This window comes from Mucilaginibacter sp. P2_A5, from assembly GCF_056404995.1.
In genome coordinates, this window is sequence record NZ_JBFUCY010000023.1 from 53222 (window position 1) to 70658 (window position 17437).

Annotated in this window: 21 protein-coding genes; 9 read left to right on the plus strand and 12 right to left on the minus strand. The window is 42.2% G+C overall.

Features of this window, described 5'->3' with window-relative positions:
- Positions 1-15 precede the first annotated feature (15 nt).
- Positions 16-1602 (minus strand): PAS domain-containing protein, encoded by a 1587-nt coding sequence (locus tag AC1DXF_RS20020; RefSeq protein ID WP_477450474.1) that lies wholly within the window; start codon positions 1600-1602, stop codon positions 16-18.
- Positions 1603-1812: 210 nt separating this feature from the next.
- Here AC1DXF_RS20020 and AC1DXF_RS20025 point away from each other — a divergent pair, with 210 nt between their 5' ends.
- Complete coding sequence (locus tag AC1DXF_RS20025) at positions 1813-2736, plus strand: ChbG/HpnK family deacetylase (RefSeq protein WP_477450475.1); 924 nt, start codon at positions 1813-1815, stop codon at positions 2734-2736.
- A gap of 95 nt (positions 2737-2831) precedes the next feature.
- Here AC1DXF_RS20025 and AC1DXF_RS20030 read toward each other — a convergent pair whose 3' ends face one another.
- The gene (locus tag AC1DXF_RS20030) at positions 2832-3044 is read right to left on the minus strand and encodes a hypothetical protein (RefSeq protein WP_477450476.1); all 213 of its coding nucleotides are present in this window, start codon (positions 3042-3044) and stop codon (positions 2832-2834) included.
- A 176-nt stretch (positions 3045-3220) separates the two neighbouring features.
- On the opposite strand from AC1DXF_RS20030, the gene AC1DXF_RS20035 reads away from it, so the two are divergent.
- Positions 3221-4228 carry an ABC transporter ATP-binding protein gene (locus AC1DXF_RS20035; protein ID WP_477450477.1) on the plus strand — a complete coding sequence of 336 codons (1008 nt, stop codon included), beginning with the start codon at positions 3221-3223 and terminating at the stop codon, positions 4226-4228.
- 217 nt (positions 4229-4445) lie between these two features.
- On the opposite strand, the gene AC1DXF_RS20040 is transcribed toward AC1DXF_RS20035, so the two are convergent.
- From AC1DXF_RS20040 to AC1DXF_RS20065, 6 genes are all read right to left on the minus strand, one after another.
- Positions 4446-5399, minus strand: coding sequence for an EamA family transporter (locus tag AC1DXF_RS20040; protein WP_477450478.1), 954 nt, complete (start codon positions 5397-5399; stop codon positions 4446-4448).
- A gap of 7 nt (positions 5400-5406) precedes the next feature.
- Complete coding sequence (locus AC1DXF_RS20045; RefSeq protein WP_477450479.1) at positions 5407-5886, minus strand: Lrp/AsnC family transcriptional regulator; 480 nt, start codon at positions 5884-5886, stop codon at positions 5407-5409.
- Between the two features lie 302 nt (positions 5887-6188).
- Entirely contained in the window at positions 6189-6473 is a 285-nt protein-coding gene (locus AC1DXF_RS20050) for a DUF3892 domain-containing protein (RefSeq protein ID WP_477450480.1), read from the minus strand.
- A gap of 148 nt (positions 6474-6621) precedes the next feature.
- Positions 6622-6834, minus strand: coding sequence for a hypothetical protein (locus tag AC1DXF_RS20055; protein ID WP_477450481.1), 213 nt, complete (start codon positions 6832-6834; stop codon positions 6622-6624).
- A 54-nt stretch (positions 6835-6888) separates the two neighbouring features.
- The gene (locus tag AC1DXF_RS20060; protein ID WP_477450482.1) at positions 6889-7542 is read right to left on the minus strand and encodes a hypothetical protein; all 654 of its coding nucleotides are present in this window, start codon (positions 7540-7542) and stop codon (positions 6889-6891) included.
- Positions 7543-7553: 11 nt separating this feature from the next.
- Positions 7554-8813 carry a metallophosphoesterase gene (locus AC1DXF_RS20065; protein ID WP_477450483.1) on the minus strand — a complete coding sequence of 420 codons (1260 nt, stop codon included), beginning with the start codon at positions 8811-8813 and terminating at the stop codon, positions 7554-7556.
- 243 nt (positions 8814-9056) lie between these two features.
- Here AC1DXF_RS20065 and AC1DXF_RS20070 point away from each other — a divergent pair, with 243 nt between their 5' ends.
- Positions 9057-9257 carry a hypothetical protein gene (locus tag AC1DXF_RS20070; protein WP_477450484.1) on the plus strand — a complete coding sequence of 67 codons (201 nt, stop codon included), beginning with the start codon at positions 9057-9059 and terminating at the stop codon, positions 9255-9257.
- Between the two features lie 163 nt (positions 9258-9420).
- Here AC1DXF_RS20070 and AC1DXF_RS20075 read toward each other — a convergent pair whose 3' ends face one another.
- Positions 9421-10026, minus strand: coding sequence for a hypothetical protein (locus AC1DXF_RS20075; protein ID WP_477450485.1), 606 nt, complete (start codon positions 10024-10026; stop codon positions 9421-9423).
- A 166-nt stretch (positions 10027-10192) separates the two neighbouring features.
- Between AC1DXF_RS20075 and AC1DXF_RS20080 the strand changes: the two genes are divergently transcribed.
- Both AC1DXF_RS20080 and AC1DXF_RS20085 read left to right on the plus strand, forming a co-directional pair.
- Entirely contained in the window at positions 10193-10426 is a 234-nt protein-coding gene (locus tag AC1DXF_RS20080) for a hypothetical protein (protein ID WP_477450486.1), read from the plus strand.
- Positions 10427-10494: 68 nt separating this feature from the next.
- Positions 10495-10992 (plus strand): VOC family protein, encoded by a 498-nt coding sequence (locus AC1DXF_RS20085; protein WP_477450487.1) that lies wholly within the window; start codon positions 10495-10497, stop codon positions 10990-10992.
- Positions 10993-11193: 201 nt separating this feature from the next.
- Here the strand turns inward: AC1DXF_RS20085 and AC1DXF_RS20090 are convergent, their stop codons facing one another.
- The 3 genes from AC1DXF_RS20090 to AC1DXF_RS20100 all read right to left on the minus strand — a co-directional run bounded on the left by AC1DXF_RS20090 (position 11194) and on the right by AC1DXF_RS20100 (position 12528).
- Positions 11194-11409: a hypothetical protein gene (locus AC1DXF_RS20090; RefSeq protein ID WP_477450488.1), complete on the minus strand. Its 216-nt coding sequence runs from the start codon at positions 11407-11409 to the stop codon at positions 11194-11196.
- A gap of 119 nt (positions 11410-11528) precedes the next feature.
- Complete coding sequence (locus AC1DXF_RS20095; RefSeq protein ID WP_477450489.1) at positions 11529-11930, minus strand: hypothetical protein; 402 nt, start codon at positions 11928-11930, stop codon at positions 11529-11531.
- Between the two features lie 25 nt (positions 11931-11955).
- A complete protein-coding gene (locus AC1DXF_RS20100) occupies positions 11956-12528 on the minus strand; it encodes an RNA polymerase sigma factor (RefSeq protein ID WP_477450490.1) in 573 nt (190 codons plus the stop codon).
- 31 nt (positions 12529-12559) lie between these two features.
- Here AC1DXF_RS20100 and AC1DXF_RS20105 point away from each other — a divergent pair, with 31 nt between their 5' ends.
- From AC1DXF_RS20105 to AC1DXF_RS20120, 4 genes are all read left to right on the plus strand, one after another.
- Entirely contained in the window at positions 12560-12778 is a 219-nt protein-coding gene (locus tag AC1DXF_RS20105; RefSeq protein ID WP_477450491.1) for a hypothetical protein, read from the plus strand.
- A 319-nt stretch (positions 12779-13097) separates the two neighbouring features.
- The gene (locus tag AC1DXF_RS20110; protein ID WP_477450492.1) at positions 13098-15947 is read left to right on the plus strand and encodes a hypothetical protein; all 2850 of its coding nucleotides are present in this window, start codon (positions 13098-13100) and stop codon (positions 15945-15947) included.
- 77 nt (positions 15948-16024) lie between these two features.
- Positions 16025-17035: a HipA domain-containing protein gene (locus tag AC1DXF_RS20115; RefSeq protein WP_477450493.1), complete on the plus strand. Its 1011-nt coding sequence runs from the start codon at positions 16025-16027 to the stop codon at positions 17033-17035.
- Between the two features lies 1 nt (position 17036).
- Positions 17037-17429 (plus strand): HipA N-terminal domain-containing protein, encoded by a 393-nt coding sequence (locus tag AC1DXF_RS20120; RefSeq protein WP_477450494.1) that lies wholly within the window; start codon positions 17037-17039, stop codon positions 17427-17429.
- The last annotated feature ends 8 nt before the right edge of the window (positions 17430-17437 follow it).

A 17437-nucleotide genomic window follows, 5' to 3' on the forward strand; every position in this document is an offset into this window, starting at 1 on the left:
CCAGGTTGTTTTAATTCATGCATTAAAATTCAGCTGCTCATCTTCCGATTTTCGGATGATGCCTAATATGACACCATCGAGTTCGTGTACCGACAGGGAAATGAACCGCAGCACCTGGTTAAAATCTGCTGACAGGTTGTTTTCATCGTTCAGCAAATCCACCAGGCCCATAAGCCGGGCAACTGGGGTGCGTACAGTGTGAGCCTGGGTCCAGGCTATTTCTTTAAGTTTGATGTTTTGTTTTTCAATAGCATTTACGTGATTTTTTGTTTGGGTAACATCGCGCTCAATCGAGATCCAATGGGTTATATTGCCGGCAGAATCCTTAACCGGCGATACCGATTTACTGCTCCAGAAACGCTCGCCATTCTTTTTATAATTAATTACTTCAACTTCAAATGCAGCGTGCTGATCAAAAGTGTTTATTAAATCGTTTTGGCCTGTGCCTGCATTATTGCTGCCCCATAAAACATCGGTTGCAGTTCCGATTGTTTCCTGCCGGGTGTAACCGGTAATATTGGTAAACGCCTCGTTTACGTAAACTATTTTCCTTTGCTCATTTTCATTGGCATCCGCCTCAAAAATTAAAACAGCATCCTTGGCATATTTCAATACAGATTCGGTTAGGCGCAGCCATTGTTCTTCTTCTTTTTGGCGGGTAATATCCTGCATGGCGCCAATAACCCGTATGGGTTTATCGTTTGTGTCCCTGATAATCAAAGCTCGGTCAAGTATATGTTTGTACTTGCCATCGGCGCATAAAAAACGGTACTCAAGCTGTAGGTGATTGTTTTTGCCTGTAAACGCTCTGGTAAGGCCTCCGGTAACTTTTTCGGCATCGTCTGGGTGCAGCTTGGTGTTCCACCAGTTGGTTACATTGGCAACTTCGCTTAATTTGTACCCAAAAGCCTGGTTCATGCCATAATTGTACTGAATGGTATCGTTAATGATATCCCAATCCCAGATGGTATCGCTTGTGGCCTGCGCAACCGTTTCATACCTGTTGTTACTTTGCTGCAACCCGTTAAAAAGCGTGGGTAATAGTTGCGCTGTAACGGCACTTAAAATAATAAGGTTTACCGATACTGCTATCCACGAGCCAAGACTGTATTGCAAGGCGATACCATCAGATAAAAGTTTAAAGTGAATGCAAATGCCTACCGAAATGCAAATGGCCGCGTTGATGTAAACAGTACAAAATGGGCGTTTACCGGGAAATATAAGCAAACAAAAAATGGTTATTACCAGCAAATAAAGCAAGCCTGGCCCGTACCATCCAAGGTAGTAAAGCAAAAACACGGCAAGCAGGTACAGGAATGTAATAAGCAGTAGTTTACGGGCCGGTATACTTATACCTTGCAATAATGCTACGGCCGAAATAGCAGTTACAATAAGTAAATCAAAAACAGCAAGTGCGTAAAAATGGTTTACCATGCTCATATACTCGCCGGGGACCAGGGCGACGATAAAAAGCGGCAAAAGGTACGTCATTATTACTGCAAATAACTTGTTGCTCCAGTAGGGCAAACCATGCAGTTGTTCGGTATTACCTAAACAGTTACGGTTAACCAGGGTTTTATAATATTGCCATATATAATGCATCAATAGCGGTAAATGCCGGTATTTTAGGGGAAGGCCGGCATTGTGCGCTACAAGATATTAAATAAATGTAAAATTTACACGAATAAATGCGGCAGTGGATGATTTTTATAATATTTATATTGCATTATAGTCATTAATGATAGTTTTTTATACTTTTTCGGCTATTTTTAATCTAATCTTTTATTTTCTTATTGATAAACCCCTGATTTAATGAAAAAAACACATGTACGCTACCTGTTTTTACTAATAATAGCTATTTGGTTAAACCCGGCGACCGCGCAGCAAGCTGATAAATTACCACAGTTGTTGATAAGGCTTGACGACATTGGCATGAACCACTCCGTAAATATGGCCGCCGAAAAAATGGCTAAAACGGGATTGCCCTTTTCGGTATCGTTGCAGTTTGCCTGTCCGTGGTACCAGGAGGCAGTGGAGATTTTGAAAAAATATCCAAACGTAAGTATTGGGGTACACCTAACGCTCACATCCGAATGGAAAAACTACCGCTGGGGGCCGGTTACAGGGCGCACCGCGGTGCCAGGTTTAGTTGATGAAGTGGGCTATTTTCCGCATTCAACATCGGCATTTGCCAAAAGCGGTTATAAAATGGATGAAGTAGAAACCGAACTATCGGCACAAATTGAACGCGCAATAGCCTCGGGGCTTAAAATTACCTATATAGACCCGCACATGGGGATAGCGCTCTCGACACCGGAGTTGCGGGCGTTAACCGAAAAGCTGGCCCATAAATATAAATTGGCTATATCAACCCTAAGCAGCGTTACCTATTTTGGCGAAACTTATATGGAAATGTGGGGCGAACCGATTGCCACCAAGAAAAAGGTTTTTCTGAATTATGTAAGCACCAAACTTAGCCCTACCAAGCCAAATCTGGTAGTTATCCATACAGCTACGCCCAGCCCCGAAATGGATGCGCTGGTGGATATGAACAGCAACATGATGAATACTAAAGATGGTAAACCCCTTACCAGCCTTCATCGCCAAACGGAGCTGAATATGTTATTGTCGCCGGAATTCAGGGCGATGGAGGGCAAAAAATTCAGGATGATTAATTACGCGCAGTTATTGGCCGGTAAAGATATCAGCGTGCTCAAGGCGGTCGACAATAAATAGTGTCTTGTCATGCTTAGTCTTTAGTCGAAAGTCAGAAAAGAGAATTCAGCTCAGGTTAAAGACTTTCGACTAAAGACTTATTACTTAATTCCAGGCTATTTATTTTTTGAAAAGGCCACTACCGCTATGCCTCCGATAATTAATGCGCCACCTAAATACGGGGGCCAGTTTACAGTTTTTTGCTTATCAACAGAAACCTGGAGCGGACCGGCGTCAATAACTTTTTCCTTTTTGGTATAAGTAAAGCCCGTCCAGATGAGCATGATAGCGCCTATAATGATAAGTGCTATACCGATGGTCTTGTTCATGTTTATAATTTTAAATGTTTCGCTATTATAGGAATAGCCATAGTTGTAAATTGTTTGCCGGGATACAAAATATAAGCTTTAGCTTTTGCGGGTAGCAAACTTTTTATAGCTTAGGTACTTTTAAGGCCATAACTATTTGCCTGCATCAAAACTTAAGCAATAAAAAGTATACAGAAATGCAAGATGATTTGATACTGGAAACCATATCTGTTACCAAAAACTTTTTTGGCGATAAATCAACCGGGGTAAACAACATAACCATATTTGTGCCCAAAGGGAAGATAACCGCGATAGTGGGCGAAAGCGGCAGCGGTAAAACCACCTTACTTAATTTGTTGTTTGGTACGCTACAGCCCGATCATGGCGAGGTTTTTTTTAAAGAGGAACAGGTATTGAGCCGTGAGCATGGTATACAACATGCCCACAAGGTAATGCGGATGGTTACCCAAAACGGTGTTGATATGAACCCCAAGTCGTCTGTTTGGGAAACGGTACGCGATGGAATGGCGCCTGAGGACAAGAGCCAGGAAATAAAACTGGTTACCGAGGCCCTTAATATGCTTAACATTTATCCGCTAAAGGATTATCCCTTTGGTAAGCTGAGCGGTGGCGAAAAGCAGCGGGTTACAATTGCCAAAGCCCTCATTAGCCGGCCGCAGGTGTTACTGCTTGATGAACCTTTTAACCAGGTTGATGCCTATTACCGGGAAGCCTTGCAGCATGATATCAGGCAGATTGTACGGGAGTGGAAAACAACCGTGGTACTTGTATCTCATGACCCGGCCGAGATACTATCAATGGCAGATGAACTTATTGTAATAAAAGAAGGCGAAATAGTTGAACATGGTCCGCCAGATCAATTGTATCATTCGCCCAAATTGCTGTATACCTCGCAAATACTGGCCAGCAGTAGTGTGCTTACATCAACCCAGGCCAAAGTTTGCGGCATTAAAAGCCGCCGTGGTATTGTAGTTGTTTATGCCGAACACGTAAAAATTGTAAGGATTGGCAAAAAATGGCTGGTAAAAATGATTTTGTTTAAAGGCTTTTTTGAAGAATTGATTATTGATTATAACGATGTTACCCTGCGGGTAATGAATTACAACAGGGGCAAATATAAGGTAGGCAGCAAGGTAAGCATAAAAATTACCAGGTACTTTGAGTTTGGGAAATGGGAAAATTGATGAAGAATCGAGAATCAAGAGTCAAGAATCAAGACCGAAAAAAGTGGTAGGAATTAACAGGGCCAACAATAGCTTAACTGTTGCGATTTCTATTTTTTAATAACAATTTGTAAATTCCTGATTAATAAACAGGCATTAATTATCGCTATTTCACTTGTTGCGCAAATGGCATTTTCTGTCTTGATTCTTAACTCTTGATTCTTAACTCTGTACCTGACTAATCGGCCAGAACAACCTGCTGTTTTTCCTTCCTGTATTTGCTCAAATTAATCAGGAGTACACTTGCTAATATCACAACCAGGCCAGCCACCTGTATTAAGGTAACGCCTTCGTGGGCAAAAAGCACGCCTAATATTACTGCAATAACCGGGTTTACGTAGGCGTAAGTACCAACCTGCGTCGCCGGGCGCACCTGCAGCAGCCAAACATAGGCGCTAAAGGCGGCTATCGATCCAAAAATGATCAGGTACAGCAGTGCGTACCAGCTATGGGCCGGTATGGCGCTCCAGTTAAGCGTTTGAACTTCGTGGCGTAAAAAGCTCGACGGTATAAATACAATACCTGCAAACAGCATTTGCCACGCGGTGTTTACCGCCGCCGAACCTTGGGTATTGTAATGTTTTGAATAAAGAGAGCCCGATGCCCAGCCCAATGTACTTGCTATTAATAACAGCATTCCGGGCAGTTTTGACGGCCCGGATGCGGGTGCCATCATGCTTTCTATCTGCTCGCTAAATAATAATATTACACCCGCAAAGCCAATTATCAGGCCAATAATGGTGCTTTTGCTTTTGAAATTGGTACCCCAGTTTGGCTTATCCAGCAATACAAACCATATAGGTGGGGCCGTTACCATGATAGCCACCATAGCGCTTGGCAGGATTTGCTCAACCCATATCACTACACCGTTGCCAATTACCAGTAATAAAAATCCGCTTACTGCCGCATGGATCATATTACGCTTTACAAAAATCCGCTCGCCTTTAATGGCACACCACGTAAGCAATAAAGCGCCCGCCATAAAAAAACGGATTGCGCCCAGCAAAAGCGGCGGGAAGCCGTCGACAGCCATTTTTATAAAAAAGTAGGTAGAACCCCAAACCAGGTAAACCGTAGCAAAAGCTATGATAACCAGTAAGGGCGAGGCGGATTTTTGTGAAGATGTGGCCATGGTATATTTATTTTTCGGGTATAACTAATTGTTGTTGTTCTTTCACGGTCTCGAGCACGATGGTGGTCCGGGTGTTCAAAATGTGTGGGATTTTGCTGAAGTGCGTACGCATCAGGTGCATCAATGATGCCGAATCATAGGTGCGTACCTTAATCAGGTAGCAATCATCGCCGGCTATATGATGTACTTCCTGCACCTCGGGTATTTTGGCAAGTTCGAGCGTGGTTTGGTCTGAGCCCGGCCCATCGGCTGCTTTCATAAAAATGAAAGCCAGCAATTTTTGCTGTAGGGCGGTTGGGTTTATTTTGGTTACATATTGCTGGATAACGTTTTTCTGTTCCAGCTTTTTCACCCGCTCCAATATCCCCGAAGGCGCCATGCCCAACTCCCGGGCCAGGTCGGCGTTTGATATCCGGGCGTTGTCCTGCATTAACCGTAAAATATGCAGATCGGTTTTGTCTAAAACTATGTCTGTTTCGTTAATCATACGGTAATATTAGTGATTAACAGAATTAAATTCAATAATAATTTATAAAAATGAATTTAATTCGACAAAAGTATGGTTTTGGAGGTTTGATTGATTCGGCTTAAATAAACGAAGATGTTTCATGAAGCATAAACCAATATTAAGGCAGAACTCAGTTCATACACATAATTCGAAACCCAAGCTCTTAATTCCTGATTCTTGACTCTTCTAAAAAAAGCAAACCCCCATCAAACGTATGACGGAGGTTGCTTACAAGGTTAAGGTATAAAAAACGAAGGTTTAGGCTTGTTATAGCTATTTTTTTAGGCCGATAGGCTTAACAGCCTGTCGGATTTTGTTTCGTCAAAAACAGTACGTACATATTTGAGGCCGCTTTTGGTAGTTGCTGTGAGTAACCTGAATTTGTTGCCTTGCTCATCAAGAATATATGCCAGGCCGTTATCATTTATCCAGTCGAAAAGTACATCCCTGGTAGTGATGCCGCGGTTTTGAGTGTGGTCATCAATCCACATTAATGAGTTGATAGCCAGGTAAGGGTTATCATGCACATCTTTAGTTCTGTGAACACCGATTATTTGTAGGGGCATCGTTAGTTAATTTCAGGGGTTAACGATGTTAAATTTCGGGAATTAAATAACGGCCGTCAATCCGTGAAAACACCGTATTTGACCCCGTTAAAATACGGGGTCGAAAAGTTGCTTCCGGCCTTTGTAATATGAAAAAAAATGTTATGAATTAAATCTTGATAATGTTATTGTCCTTACGTTCAGGCTGTTTCTGTTTATCAGGCTTAGGTATATTTTTAACTATGGTAATAAGTGCAGTTGCAATAAGCCCGGTGGCCATTAAGCCAAAATTTACAAAAGGCTTCATCACCTCCCAGGTACTGTGTTCATGTTTTATTTCTGTGTTCCCTTTTCCTATCTCTTTTACGTTGGATGTTGCCATGGTGTTGTGTTTTTATAGATATAGCATAATAGGTATAAAAACCTTGCCAGAAAATCAGGACGACCAATCCAAATCACACAATACAACAAACCAGTTGCCTTTTTTCTTCTCCAAAAAAATATCATAACCCTGGGCTACCACCGGCCCACCGCGTTTTTCAATGTAGGCGAAAGCTTTGGTTTTATTTTGATTGAAAAATATTGCCGACATCCTAAACATCCCGGCGTTAAAGAAAACAGGCGGCATTTTTTTTCGCCGGTTAAAAAGCATGTATTCGTAATTATAGGTAAAAGCCAGGTTTTTAAGTTGGAATATACCTGGTTTTTCGTTGATGATCACTTCGGGCGCCCAACTGTCTGTCAGCATATTTTTTACCATATCTTTATCGCTCCTGTGCCGGTTTTTGGCTTGTTTTTTCAGGTAATCTTCGGGTAGCCTTATCAGTGTATCAGCAATAAAAACATATAGCCTGGCCGTATCTAATTGATTTTTTAGTTGCCGGATGTTATCCGTTTCGGATGCCGGGAATTTGTATTTGATCAAATGTTGTTTAAAAACACTATCCGAAGGCATAATGTAATTAAATGCAAGTGTAGTTATCTCCGCTTCATCTGATGGAACATACAACTTATTAACCGGCTTAGGCCTGGGATGCCTGCACGAAGCAAAAATTAGCAGCACTAAAACCAGTTGCAGCAATTTGTTCATATCGATGTTCTTTAAACTAATGCCTTTTTCCTCAACTCAATAACAGTAACCTCGGGCCAGATGCCCAGCCTGCCGCTAAATGCCAGGAAACCAAAACCCCGGTTTACATATAAATAGCGTTGGTTATGATTGGCCAGGCCCGCCCAGTCGAGATATGTGTATTTAACAGGGCTCCATTTAAAGCCGGGTATCTCGACCCCAAATTGCGCGCCATGTGTATGGCCTGATAGGGTGAGATGGATATTGGCCGGGTTATAACGCACATGATCTTCCCAATGGGTGGGATCATGCGATAACAGCACCTTAAAAGCGTCTTTCGGAACGCCATGTAAGGCTTTATTCAAATCGCCCATTTGTATAAAACCGCGGCCCCAGTTTTGAACGCCGATGAGCGATATTTTTTGCCCGTCTTTTTCAATCGTAACGTTTTCATTAAGCAGCAGGCGATAGCCCAAAGTTTTGTGGTGCTGTTTCAGGGTTTCCAGGTTGGCTGCTTTGGCTTCGGGGCTTTTCCATTCAATGTAATCGCCATAGTCGTGGTTACCCAAAATAGAAAACTGTCCGTAAGGCGCTTTTATCGACCCAAACCTATCTAGGTAGGGCTCAATTTCTACGGCGGCATTATTTACAAGGTCGCCGGTAAAAACAAACAGGTCGCTTTTTTGGGCTTTGGCCATATCTATCCCTTTTTGCATGGCCGCGGCATTATCAAAACTGCCCGAATGGATATCAGATAGTTGAGTTATGGTAAATCCGTCGAAGGCATCGGGCAAATCATCAAAGTATAGCGTGGTTTTATGCAGGCGGTAATCATACTTTCCCTTTAGCATGGCGTAAAAAAAGGAGGTAAAGGGTATTGACGCCACCAATATGGCTACTTCACTGATGAATTTCCGGCGGGCCGGGAGCTCAAACTTACCGTGCGATTGTTTTGCCTGCTTAAACAGGCCCGCCAGCAACCGCCCTGCGTCGCCCAAAAACAAAATAACTATGAAAACCAGTTTTGTAATAAAAAAGGTTAGGAACAGGCTCAATATCCATTCATGGAAAGGCCGCATGCCATTTGTGGTCCTAAATGCAGGCAGGCCGGTTATAAATAACGCGGTAACACCAACCGAAATAAGCAGGTATCCCCATAAAACTATAATTTGCCCAAGCCGCGAACGCCGGCCGGCAATTAATGTTTTTAACCCCGAGAACACATACCAGTCAAATAACAAGCTAGTTGCAGATATGACCAGGAAAATCTTCAAAAGACCGTTGCCGTGCATAAATAATAGATAAAAAAAGCAATTTAATAAAATATTAGCGCTTCTGAATCGTCATCATAATTAAGGGTACGCTGTGACGGACTATTTGTTAAACAATGTTAAACCTCTTTAGGGCCAACAATAGATAGTGTTTTCCCGGCGTTTTATAAAAGTTAATCAAATGATTAATTTTTGACTTTCAGCAAACATAGGATTGACAACAAACAATTATTTTTGAAATATCAATTAAAACAAACAACTACCATGGCAATATTAACAATTCAAATTCCCGACACCGAAGTAACCACGCTATCAAACATTGTTGAGCGTATTGCAGGCAGCATTTTAAAAGTAAATGCCGACGAAGATATTTACACCAACGATTGCTTACAAAAAGAAGACGATCATTTTATAAAAAGCAAATTGGCTACATCGTTCCCATTTAACCACCTCTGGAACGATTAAGCCCGTAACAAAAACAATTCCTGTTAATACGCCATATAGGGAAAGCCAAAAGCTTAAAGCCCAAAGCTTTCCCGCAAAAAAAAAACAGCGCCGGATTTGAAAAATCCAGCGCTGTTTTTTTCACCACTCACCACTCACCACTCACCACTCACCACACCACTCACTATGAATTTTCTTTATTTACATTCTTAAGCATTTTTTGGATTGATAAATCATTTTTACGCAAACTTTCGATAACTCCTGCGTTTGCTTTAACAAAATCTACTAACGTATCGGTTGGCTCTGGCACCCCGATATCTTTAGCTGCCTTACCGTTACTTATCAGGGCCTGGGTTGATCGGATAATTCCCCAGGGCAGGCCCCACCAACCTAAAAATCGGGTTATGGAAGTACCTGTTTGCAATGCCCGCTGTAAACATGCCGGGCAGGCAATAGTTAAACTTTTATGGTAACTGGTGAATACCAAAAAACTTGTTACCGTGCCAATTATTGCGGCATTTAAGGGTTGTTGTATACTGCCGCAAACAGGGCAGGGTTGCCGGCGTATCAGCAATACATATTCATCAAACTCCTTGCTATCGGTATCAAGTAACTGGGCGTTTACAATGCCGGATATTTCCTGTTCAAAACCGCGCTCCCTCATTTCAGCCTTTAATATTTCAAGCGCCTCGGGCCTTAAACCTGCGGCTTCGTAAAGGGCAAGCTGGGCAAGCTTATCATCGCTTAAGTTTTTATAAGTAGTTTTTAGCTGTTCGATATCAGGTTGCATGGCAATAAATGTAATAAAAGAAAATTAATGCCAGGCCTGCAATATTTTATAGGCCATGGGTATGCCAGGTAAACACTTAACAAAATATGATATTAAAATATTTTTTATTGTTTTATATTAACAATAAAGCAACCGTAATAACTTATTAACCGTAAACATAAACAATATGAGGAGTTACGTTAATATACCAAAAACGATAAACTGCAGGTTTTGTAAAACATGCGGCGCGCGCCCGGTTATTGAACTGGCGCCAGATGGCCTTTACGTGGTTAAATGCCCCAACGATGACGGCCATTATCAAACCCCTATGGGTTTAATAGATATTGACGACTGGAACAGGAATAATACGGTAAATGTTGTACCCGAACACGAGTTTAATCACCAATATCTGTGTAAGTAATATTTCTGTGATCTGGCCTTAGTGTTATCTAAACACATATCTTTAGGTTTTTAAACCAAAAACTTAAAATGAGCTTTTTACTTAACCTTGATGCCCGCAAACCGGGTAGGCTTAAATTGCTATTGTTAATTGCCGCCTTTGTTTTACCGGGGTTTTGCTTTGCGCAATCGGGTACCGATGCCGTACCTGTGGTTGATCATATTGCCATCTGCGTAAAAGACCTTAAAAAAAGTGTTGCTTTTTATACCGGTGTAATGCATCTGCGCAAAGTGGGCAACCCTTTTAAAGATACCGTGCACCAATGGTACAGCCTGGGCAACGGGGTAAAATTACATGCCATCCAGGGCGATTGCGCAGGCGTACACCCAATAGCCGAGCACCTGTGTTTCTCGGTAGGATCGGTTCAGGAGTTTGCCAAAATCTTGGAAAGCCACAACATTAAATACAGAAACTGGAAAGGCGATAACCAGGAGCCAACCTTAAGGGCCGACGGCGTGCTGCAACTCTATTTCCAGGATCCGGATGGTTATTGGATTGAGATTAACAGCCCGGCACCGAAGAAGTAGGGCTGAGGTTTTACGTTTTACGTGGTACGTTTTACGTTTTGTTCGGGTGTATAAAAACTACGTATAACGTAAAACGTCCCACTTACAACGTTATCAGTATTCCAGCTCCCGGCGCCGAAGAAGTTGTACGTAATACGTTTTACGTTTTGTTTCGATGTATAAAAACTACGTATAACGTAAAACGTCCCACTTACAACGTTATCAGTATTCCAGCTCCCGGCAATGTATCCCGACACCAATCAATAACTGTTCGATGTAGCGGGGCGAAACGTTGTCGGCCTCAATCCGCAATATATTATCACAATCTTCCAGGTCGAAATTCCATTGGGCAATAGCCGGAATTTTGGTGAGCAGGGTAGTTACCTTGCTTACCTGCCTTTTTTGTTTAACACTTGTTGAAAATACCAGGATGTCCATAGGTAGTGAGTTGTGAATAGTGAGTGGTGAGTAGTTGGATAGCGGGCAATTGAACGATGAGTGGTGTGTTTCTGATATGAAACTACTCACCACTCACCATTCAACCACTCACTAACCCACTAATCTCCTTTTTCTTCTGTTGATGCAAAATCGTCCCATGGGCGGCGTCCGAATCCGCCGTGGCCGTGGTTGTCCCAGCCGCACATGCGGTCTTTCAGTTTGGCTTTAAATTTTTCCTTTTCTTCGGGGCTCATGTTTTTAAAACGTTCTTCCATCCGTTTGCGCATCCATGGCGATCCTCCGCGGGCCCAACCCGGTTTACTGCCTTTGCCAAAACCAAACAGTATTTTGCATAAAATAAATATCCCCATGGCCTGCCAAAAGGTGATGGCGCTTACGTGCAGTATAACCGGCAGTAAATTGTTCCATAACTGCATCACCACAAAACTGATGAGTGCCAGGATGGTGGCCGCCCCAATGGGGAACAGGATAAACCGCGCTTTATAAAATGATCTTTTCATTATCTTTTAATGTTTTAAATTCTTTTTAATATTCTGTTATTTCAAGGTATAACTGTTTAAGCCTTTTGCGCAGGTGCAGCACCGCGTACCGTTTGCGCGATACCAGGGTGTTTATATTTTGACCGGTGCGGATAGCTATCTCCTCAAACGGCACATCATCAAGCTCATGCCATATAAAAACTTGTTTCTGTTCTTCGGGCAATTCATCCAGCGCCAAAAATAATTCGTCCCAAAACAGGTTGCGCAGGTATTCAGTTTCGGGTGTACTGGTTTCGGCAAACAAGATCGATTTAAAATTATCGGCATCCTCTTCGTCCTCATCAGTAGCAAGCATATCATCCAACAGGGTTTCTGTTTTCTTTTTATGCTTATCAGTTATTTTGTTGCGGGCCACACGGTACAGCCACGCGCTTGTTTGCTCAATAGGCTCCGAATTGATAACCGAACTAAACTGGTACCACACATCCTGCAGAATGTCTTCGGCATCGGCATCGTTGTTTACCCGCCGCCTTATAAAACTCAACAGGCTTTTACCATACGCTTTAATGGTATGTATAATATGACTGTTTTTGTCTTCGGGCATTACGGCTGTTATCAATTTATTATTCCTTTAAAGGTACAGACGATTGATGATGGAAAACATTTTAAATTATTTGAAAAAAGATTTTTGGAGGGAACAAGGACTTTTGGACAAAGAAGCAAGGATTTTAGGAGGACGGATTTTTGGACAAAAGAACAAAGATAGTTTTTTGCTAAACGAAAATCTCTCGTGTTCCCTTCCCGTCGGCAGCGGGGCTTCGGGCGAAAGCGGACAGAACGATGGTGGACAGTGCGGTGGCATGGCATAGCAAGTTTTGCAGAAGCGTGGAGATAGAGCGGGCGAAGCGGGGCAAATAATTGCAGCCGAGGTTCTGGCCGATTTGCAGGGCAAAGGCCTGTGCGGCAAAGAAGCATTGCTGCCGACTTGAATTTTGGTTACTTTGTTTCAAGACAAAGTAACAGCCCTCCCGCGGCAACTGAGCGGGCCAATGCTGATCGATTAGTACTAATTAAATAGTACCTTAAATATTCGAAGTGCAAAGCCCGCAATTGCCCCTTTCTTCGGCACATGCCCAGCCTCAATAAACTATTGCTTAAATAGCAAAATCTACCTACTTTCAACCTTTAATGAACAAGCGTCCATCTGCCTATAAAATATTGCCCAAATTGCTGGCGCCGTTGTTGTTTACCATAGCAACCACCGCTGCTGCCCAGGAGTTTGGGGGCAACCCGCCATCCACCAGGTGGAAACAGGTGAATACTCCGGCTGCTAAAGTTATTTTTCCGTATGGGATGGATACGGCAGCGGTTAACGTGGCCAATATTGTGCAGCAAATGAGCGGGCTGATAAAACCTACCATTGGTAATAAGCAACGGCAGATTAGCATTGTATTGCAAAACCAAACTACGATATCAAACGCCTATGTAGGTTTGGCGCCCTTCAGGAGCGAGTTTTTTTTAACACCCGATCAAAATAACTTTGAGATAGGCAGCCTGCCATGGCAACAGCAACTGGCCATACACGAGTTTAGGCACGTGCAGCAATACAATAATTTCAACGTAGGTTTATCCCGTTTTCTGCGCATCCTTTTTGGCGAAGGGGGGCAGGCCCTGGGGAATGACCTATCGGTACCCAACTGGTTTTTTGAGGGCGATGCCGTGTTTAACGAAACCCACGTAAGCCAACAGGGCAGGGGGCGCCTGCCTTATTTTTTTAATGGCTACCGGGCTTTATGGGTGGCAGGTAAAAATTACAGCTACATGAAGCTGCGCAACGGATCGTACCGCGATTATACGCCCGATCATTATCCGCTTGGCTATATGCTGGTATCGTACGGCCGCGAGAAATATGGCGATGATATCTGGAAAAATATCACGCACGATGCAGCCGGCTTTTATACCGGTTTTTATCCTTTTCAAAATGCTGTAAAAAAACACACAGGTACCAGCTTTAAAGCATTTGCAAACCAGGGATTGGATTATTTTAAAGGGCAGTTTGCGGCAGATATGCAAAATCAGCCTGCTAAAACGACGTCGCCCAAACACTTTGATGCCGATAGGGAATACCCTGCTTTTGTGAACGACAGTACGCTCATTTACGTGAAAAGTAGTTATGACCATATTCCGGCTTTTGTGGTTAAAACAGGGGATAAGGAGCGTAAAATAAGCACGCGGTCTTATTCGCTCGATAATTATTTTGATTACCGCAACGGTAAAATAGTTTATGCTACCTATCGTCCTGATGCCCGGTGGGGATATCGCGATTACAGCGAACTGATGCTGTTGGATGTAAATACAGGGCAGGAGCAGCGTATTACCCAAAAAGCTAAATACTTTGCCCCTGCATTTAGTGCCGATGGTAATAATATTGTAGCGGTACGGGTTGGTCCATCGGGTAAAAGCGAGCTGCATATATTGAATACCAATGGTAAGTTGCTGAAAGTTGTGCCTAACCCACGAAAGCTGTTTTACACATATCCTAAGTTTTATAAAAACAACCAGTTGCTCTCAGCCGTACGGAATCCCGAAGGTAAAATGACTTTGGCGTTGATTGATATAACCACCGGCGAAAGCAGGTATTTATTACCTTTTACCTTTAAGCCGATGGGGTTTACAGCGCTAAAAGGTGATACAGCATATTTTTCGAACGTTGTAGAGCGCCAGGACAGGCTATTTGCTCTAATGATTGGTGTTGGCAAACTTTATGAGTTACTTCCTGCTGCGGGCGATGCCACCATAGGCAGTTATCAGCCGGCGGTTTCCGATCATAAAATGGCCTGGGTTGGTTTTACTGCAACAGGCTACCAAATAACCGAGGCTAACCGCAAGGAACTGAAATGGATTGATGCAGGCGATTTATATGCCAACAGCAATCTGCCACTAATGGGCATACAGGCGCTTGAAAAAGACAGTTCGGCCAATATGCTGGACCGGGTGGTTGATAAGCCGTTGCCGGTTACCAAATATTCAAAACTACACGGCCTGTTTAATTTTCATAGCCTCATCCCCAACATCAGCGACCCTAATTATTCGGTGGCCATTGTGGGCGAAAACGTTTTGAATACTTTCCAATCGCAGGTTTCTTTCAATTATAATACTAACGAAGGTTATAAAGAGTTTAGTTTCGATGCCATATATGGCGCGCTGTTCCCATACCTATCTGCCGGCGCCGATTATACTTTGGATAGGCGGGGCTTTGCCAAAGGCAATTACGTGTATTGGAATGAAACCCAGCTGCATGGCGGTTTACAGGTACCGCTCAACCTTTCACAAGGCAAAAACTTTACCAGCCTTACCGTCGGCAGCGACCTGTATTTTAATCGTACCAGCTTTCAGCAGCCCTATGCCGCACAGTATGCCGACAGGAGCTATACTTACCTGAACAATTATATATCGTTTAACAATCAAACCCAAAGGGCCCGTAAAAATATTTACCCGGCCTTTGCGCAAAGCATCAGCATAAATTATAAGGCTACGGTTGCGGGCGCAAGCGCTACTCAATTGTTGGCCACCGGCACTTTTTACTTCCCCGGCCTGGTTACCAACCACAGTTTGGTAGTAAGCCTGGCGCACCAACAAAAGGGTAAGGACGATGTAATCAGTTTCTCTAACAACTTCCCTTTCAGCAAAGGCTATGCTGCCCAAAACCTGGAGGATATGAACAAACTGGGCTTAACCTACCATTTCCCGATTGCCTATCCCGATGGCGGCTTTGGCAACCTGGTTTACCTGCTGCGCCTGCGTGGTGCATTGTTTTTTGATTACACGCACGCCACCGCCAATAATTTTTACACCGATGGCAGCGGCTTTAAACAAAACTTCCGCTCGGCAGGCGGGACACTGTTTTTTGATACCAAATTTTTTAACCAAAACAGCATCTCCTTCGGTATCAGGTACAGCCGCTTGCTGGATGAAGACTTTTTTGGAGGGACAGGAAGGAACAGGATAGAGCTGGTATTGCCGGTTACGTTTTTTTAGTGCGGAAGATAGCTATACCTGCTATTGGTTTTTATCCTCTAATTTTGTATATTTGAGAATGTATATATGTCTATCTAATGGCAGACCTGGCTACCAAACTTCGAATAGAAAAATCTATTAATTGTTCAGGGATATTATCAAACGAAAAACTTATTGAGTCGGTTAAAGATAGGCACTACTATGTAGAAGGGTTTCCTTTAGATGGCGATGCTCCCAAAGAGTTTATTAGGGTTTATAATTTCATTGAAGATAGTGGAATAAGAAAGATTAATCTTCAAAGCTGGATTCCGTATATAGCAAAAACTGCCGAAAAGTGGTATCCTCATGAATCGGTTGTAGAATATATGATAAACAGAATTGGACAAGATTTGGGATTGTGTATGAATGAGGTGCGATTATGCAAGATTAATACGCAGATAAGGTTTTTGAGCAAATATTTTCTTACAAAAAATGAATCACTTATTCATGGGGCTGAAATTTGTGGTGAATTTTTAGAAGACATGGCTTTGGCCCAGCAGATAGCAAATGAAAAAATAACTGCGCGGGCGTTGTTTACTTTTGAATTTATCGGCCAGGCGATTAAAGCAATATTCCCCGAAGTTTATAAAAAGCTTATTTTGGATCTTGTCCGAATGTTAACGTTTGATGCTTTGGTGGGTAATAATGATCGACATTTTTACAATTGGGGTATTATTACAACAAAGAAAAAATCAAATCAAATGCCGAGATTTGCTCCGATATACGACTCGGCAAGAGGTTTGCTTTGGAACTTTAGTGATGTTAATGTAATTAAATATAAGAAATTACAACAAAGCAATGGAAAGCAGGTTGTCAAATATATAAATGATGCTTGCCCAAGGGTCAGTGTAGAAGGGAATAGTGAAATTAATCATTTTGATCTTATTGCTTTTTTAAAAACGAATAGTTCAGAATATTTACAAACTATTAATGAGTTATCTTCGTTAGAAAATGAAACGGCAATATTGAAAATGTTAAAATTAGAGTTCTATCCTTTCTTTATAAAAGAGCGGGGAGAGTTAATTAGTTACATACTAACTGAACGATTTAAAAAAATAAGGGAGATATGATATGTTAAACGCATTAAAACGATTATTTGCAAAAAATAATGAAGATGCTGAACCGCATCTTCCGAAAAATGAACATGCAACGTTTGAATTAAGGGTGGATGATATTGTTGTTGGAACGCTTCATTGTGACCAAGGGGTTTGGGAATTTAAATATTCTAATGATTTCAAAAATCATTCTGAGTACAATCGTATTATTGGTTTTTCAGATTTAGATAAGGTTTATCGAAACGATACTCTTTGGCCATTTTTTCAGACACGCATCCCTGGACTTAAACAGCCGTCGGTTCAGGAAATATTATTGAAAGAAAAAATTAATGAAACTAATGAACTTGAGCTTTTAAAGCGATTTGGAAAACGGACAATTTCTAATCCTTATGAATTAGAATTAGTATGATAATATAG

What these genes read in the sequence shown, in the direction of transcription:
- AC1DXF_RS20020 (WP_477450474.1), bottom strand. Translation starts at nt 1,602, where the DNA reads ATGCATTATATATGGCAATATTATAAAACCCTGGTTAACCGTAACTGT.
- AC1DXF_RS20025 (WP_477450475.1), top strand. Translation starts at nt 1,813, where the DNA reads ATGAAAAAAACACATGTACGCTACCTGTTTTTACTAATAATAGCTATT.
- AC1DXF_RS20030 (WP_477450476.1), bottom strand. Translation starts at nt 3,044, where the DNA reads ATGAACAAGACCATCGGTATAGCACTTATCATTATAGGCGCTATCATG.
- AC1DXF_RS20035 (WP_477450477.1), top strand. Translation starts at nt 3,221, where the DNA reads ATGCAAGATGATTTGATACTGGAAACCATATCTGTTACCAAAAACTTT.
- AC1DXF_RS20040 (WP_477450478.1), bottom strand. Translation starts at nt 5,399, where the DNA reads ATGGCCACATCTTCACAAAAATCCGCCTCGCCCTTACTGGTTATCATA.
- AC1DXF_RS20045 (WP_477450479.1), bottom strand. Translation starts at nt 5,886, where the DNA reads ATGATTAACGAAACAGACATAGTTTTAGACAAAACCGATCTGCATATT.
- AC1DXF_RS20050 (WP_477450480.1), bottom strand. Translation starts at nt 6,473, where the DNA reads ATGCCCCTACAAATAATCGGTGTTCACAGAACTAAAGATGTGCATGAT.
- AC1DXF_RS20055 (WP_477450481.1), bottom strand. Translation starts at nt 6,834, where the DNA reads ATGGCAACATCCAACGTAAAAGAGATAGGAAAAGGGAACACAGAAATA.
- AC1DXF_RS20060 (WP_477450482.1), bottom strand. Translation starts at nt 7,542, where the DNA reads ATGAACAAATTGCTGCAACTGGTTTTAGTGCTGCTAATTTTTGCTTCG.
- AC1DXF_RS20065 (WP_477450483.1), bottom strand. Translation starts at nt 8,813, where the DNA reads ATGCACGGCAACGGTCTTTTGAAGATTTTCCTGGTCATATCTGCAACT.
- AC1DXF_RS20070 (WP_477450484.1), top strand. Translation starts at nt 9,057, where the DNA reads ATGGCAATATTAACAATTCAAATTCCCGACACCGAAGTAACCACGCTA.
- AC1DXF_RS20075 (WP_477450485.1), bottom strand. Translation starts at nt 10,026, where the DNA reads ATGCAACCTGATATCGAACAGCTAAAAACTACTTATAAAAACTTAAGC.
- AC1DXF_RS20080 (WP_477450486.1), top strand. Translation starts at nt 10,193, where the DNA reads ATGAGGAGTTACGTTAATATACCAAAAACGATAAACTGCAGGTTTTGT.
- AC1DXF_RS20085 (WP_477450487.1), top strand. Translation starts at nt 10,495, where the DNA reads ATGAGCTTTTTACTTAACCTTGATGCCCGCAAACCGGGTAGGCTTAAA.
- AC1DXF_RS20090 (WP_477450488.1), bottom strand. Translation starts at nt 11,409, where the DNA reads ATGGACATCCTGGTATTTTCAACAAGTGTTAAACAAAAAAGGCAGGTA.
- AC1DXF_RS20095 (WP_477450489.1), bottom strand. Translation starts at nt 11,930, where the DNA reads ATGAAAAGATCATTTTATAAAGCGCGGTTTATCCTGTTCCCCATTGGG.
- AC1DXF_RS20105 (WP_477450491.1), top strand. Translation starts at nt 12,560, where the DNA reads ATGATGGAAAACATTTTAAATTATTTGAAAAAAGATTTTTGGAGGGAA.
- AC1DXF_RS20110 (WP_477450492.1), top strand. Translation starts at nt 13,098, where the DNA reads ATGAACAAGCGTCCATCTGCCTATAAAATATTGCCCAAATTGCTGGCG.
- AC1DXF_RS20115 (WP_477450493.1), top strand. Translation starts at nt 16,025, where the DNA reads ATGGCAGACCTGGCTACCAAACTTCGAATAGAAAAATCTATTAATTGT.
- AC1DXF_RS20120 (WP_477450494.1), top strand. Translation starts at nt 17,037, where the DNA reads ATGTTAAACGCATTAAAACGATTATTTGCAAAAAATAATGAAGATGCT.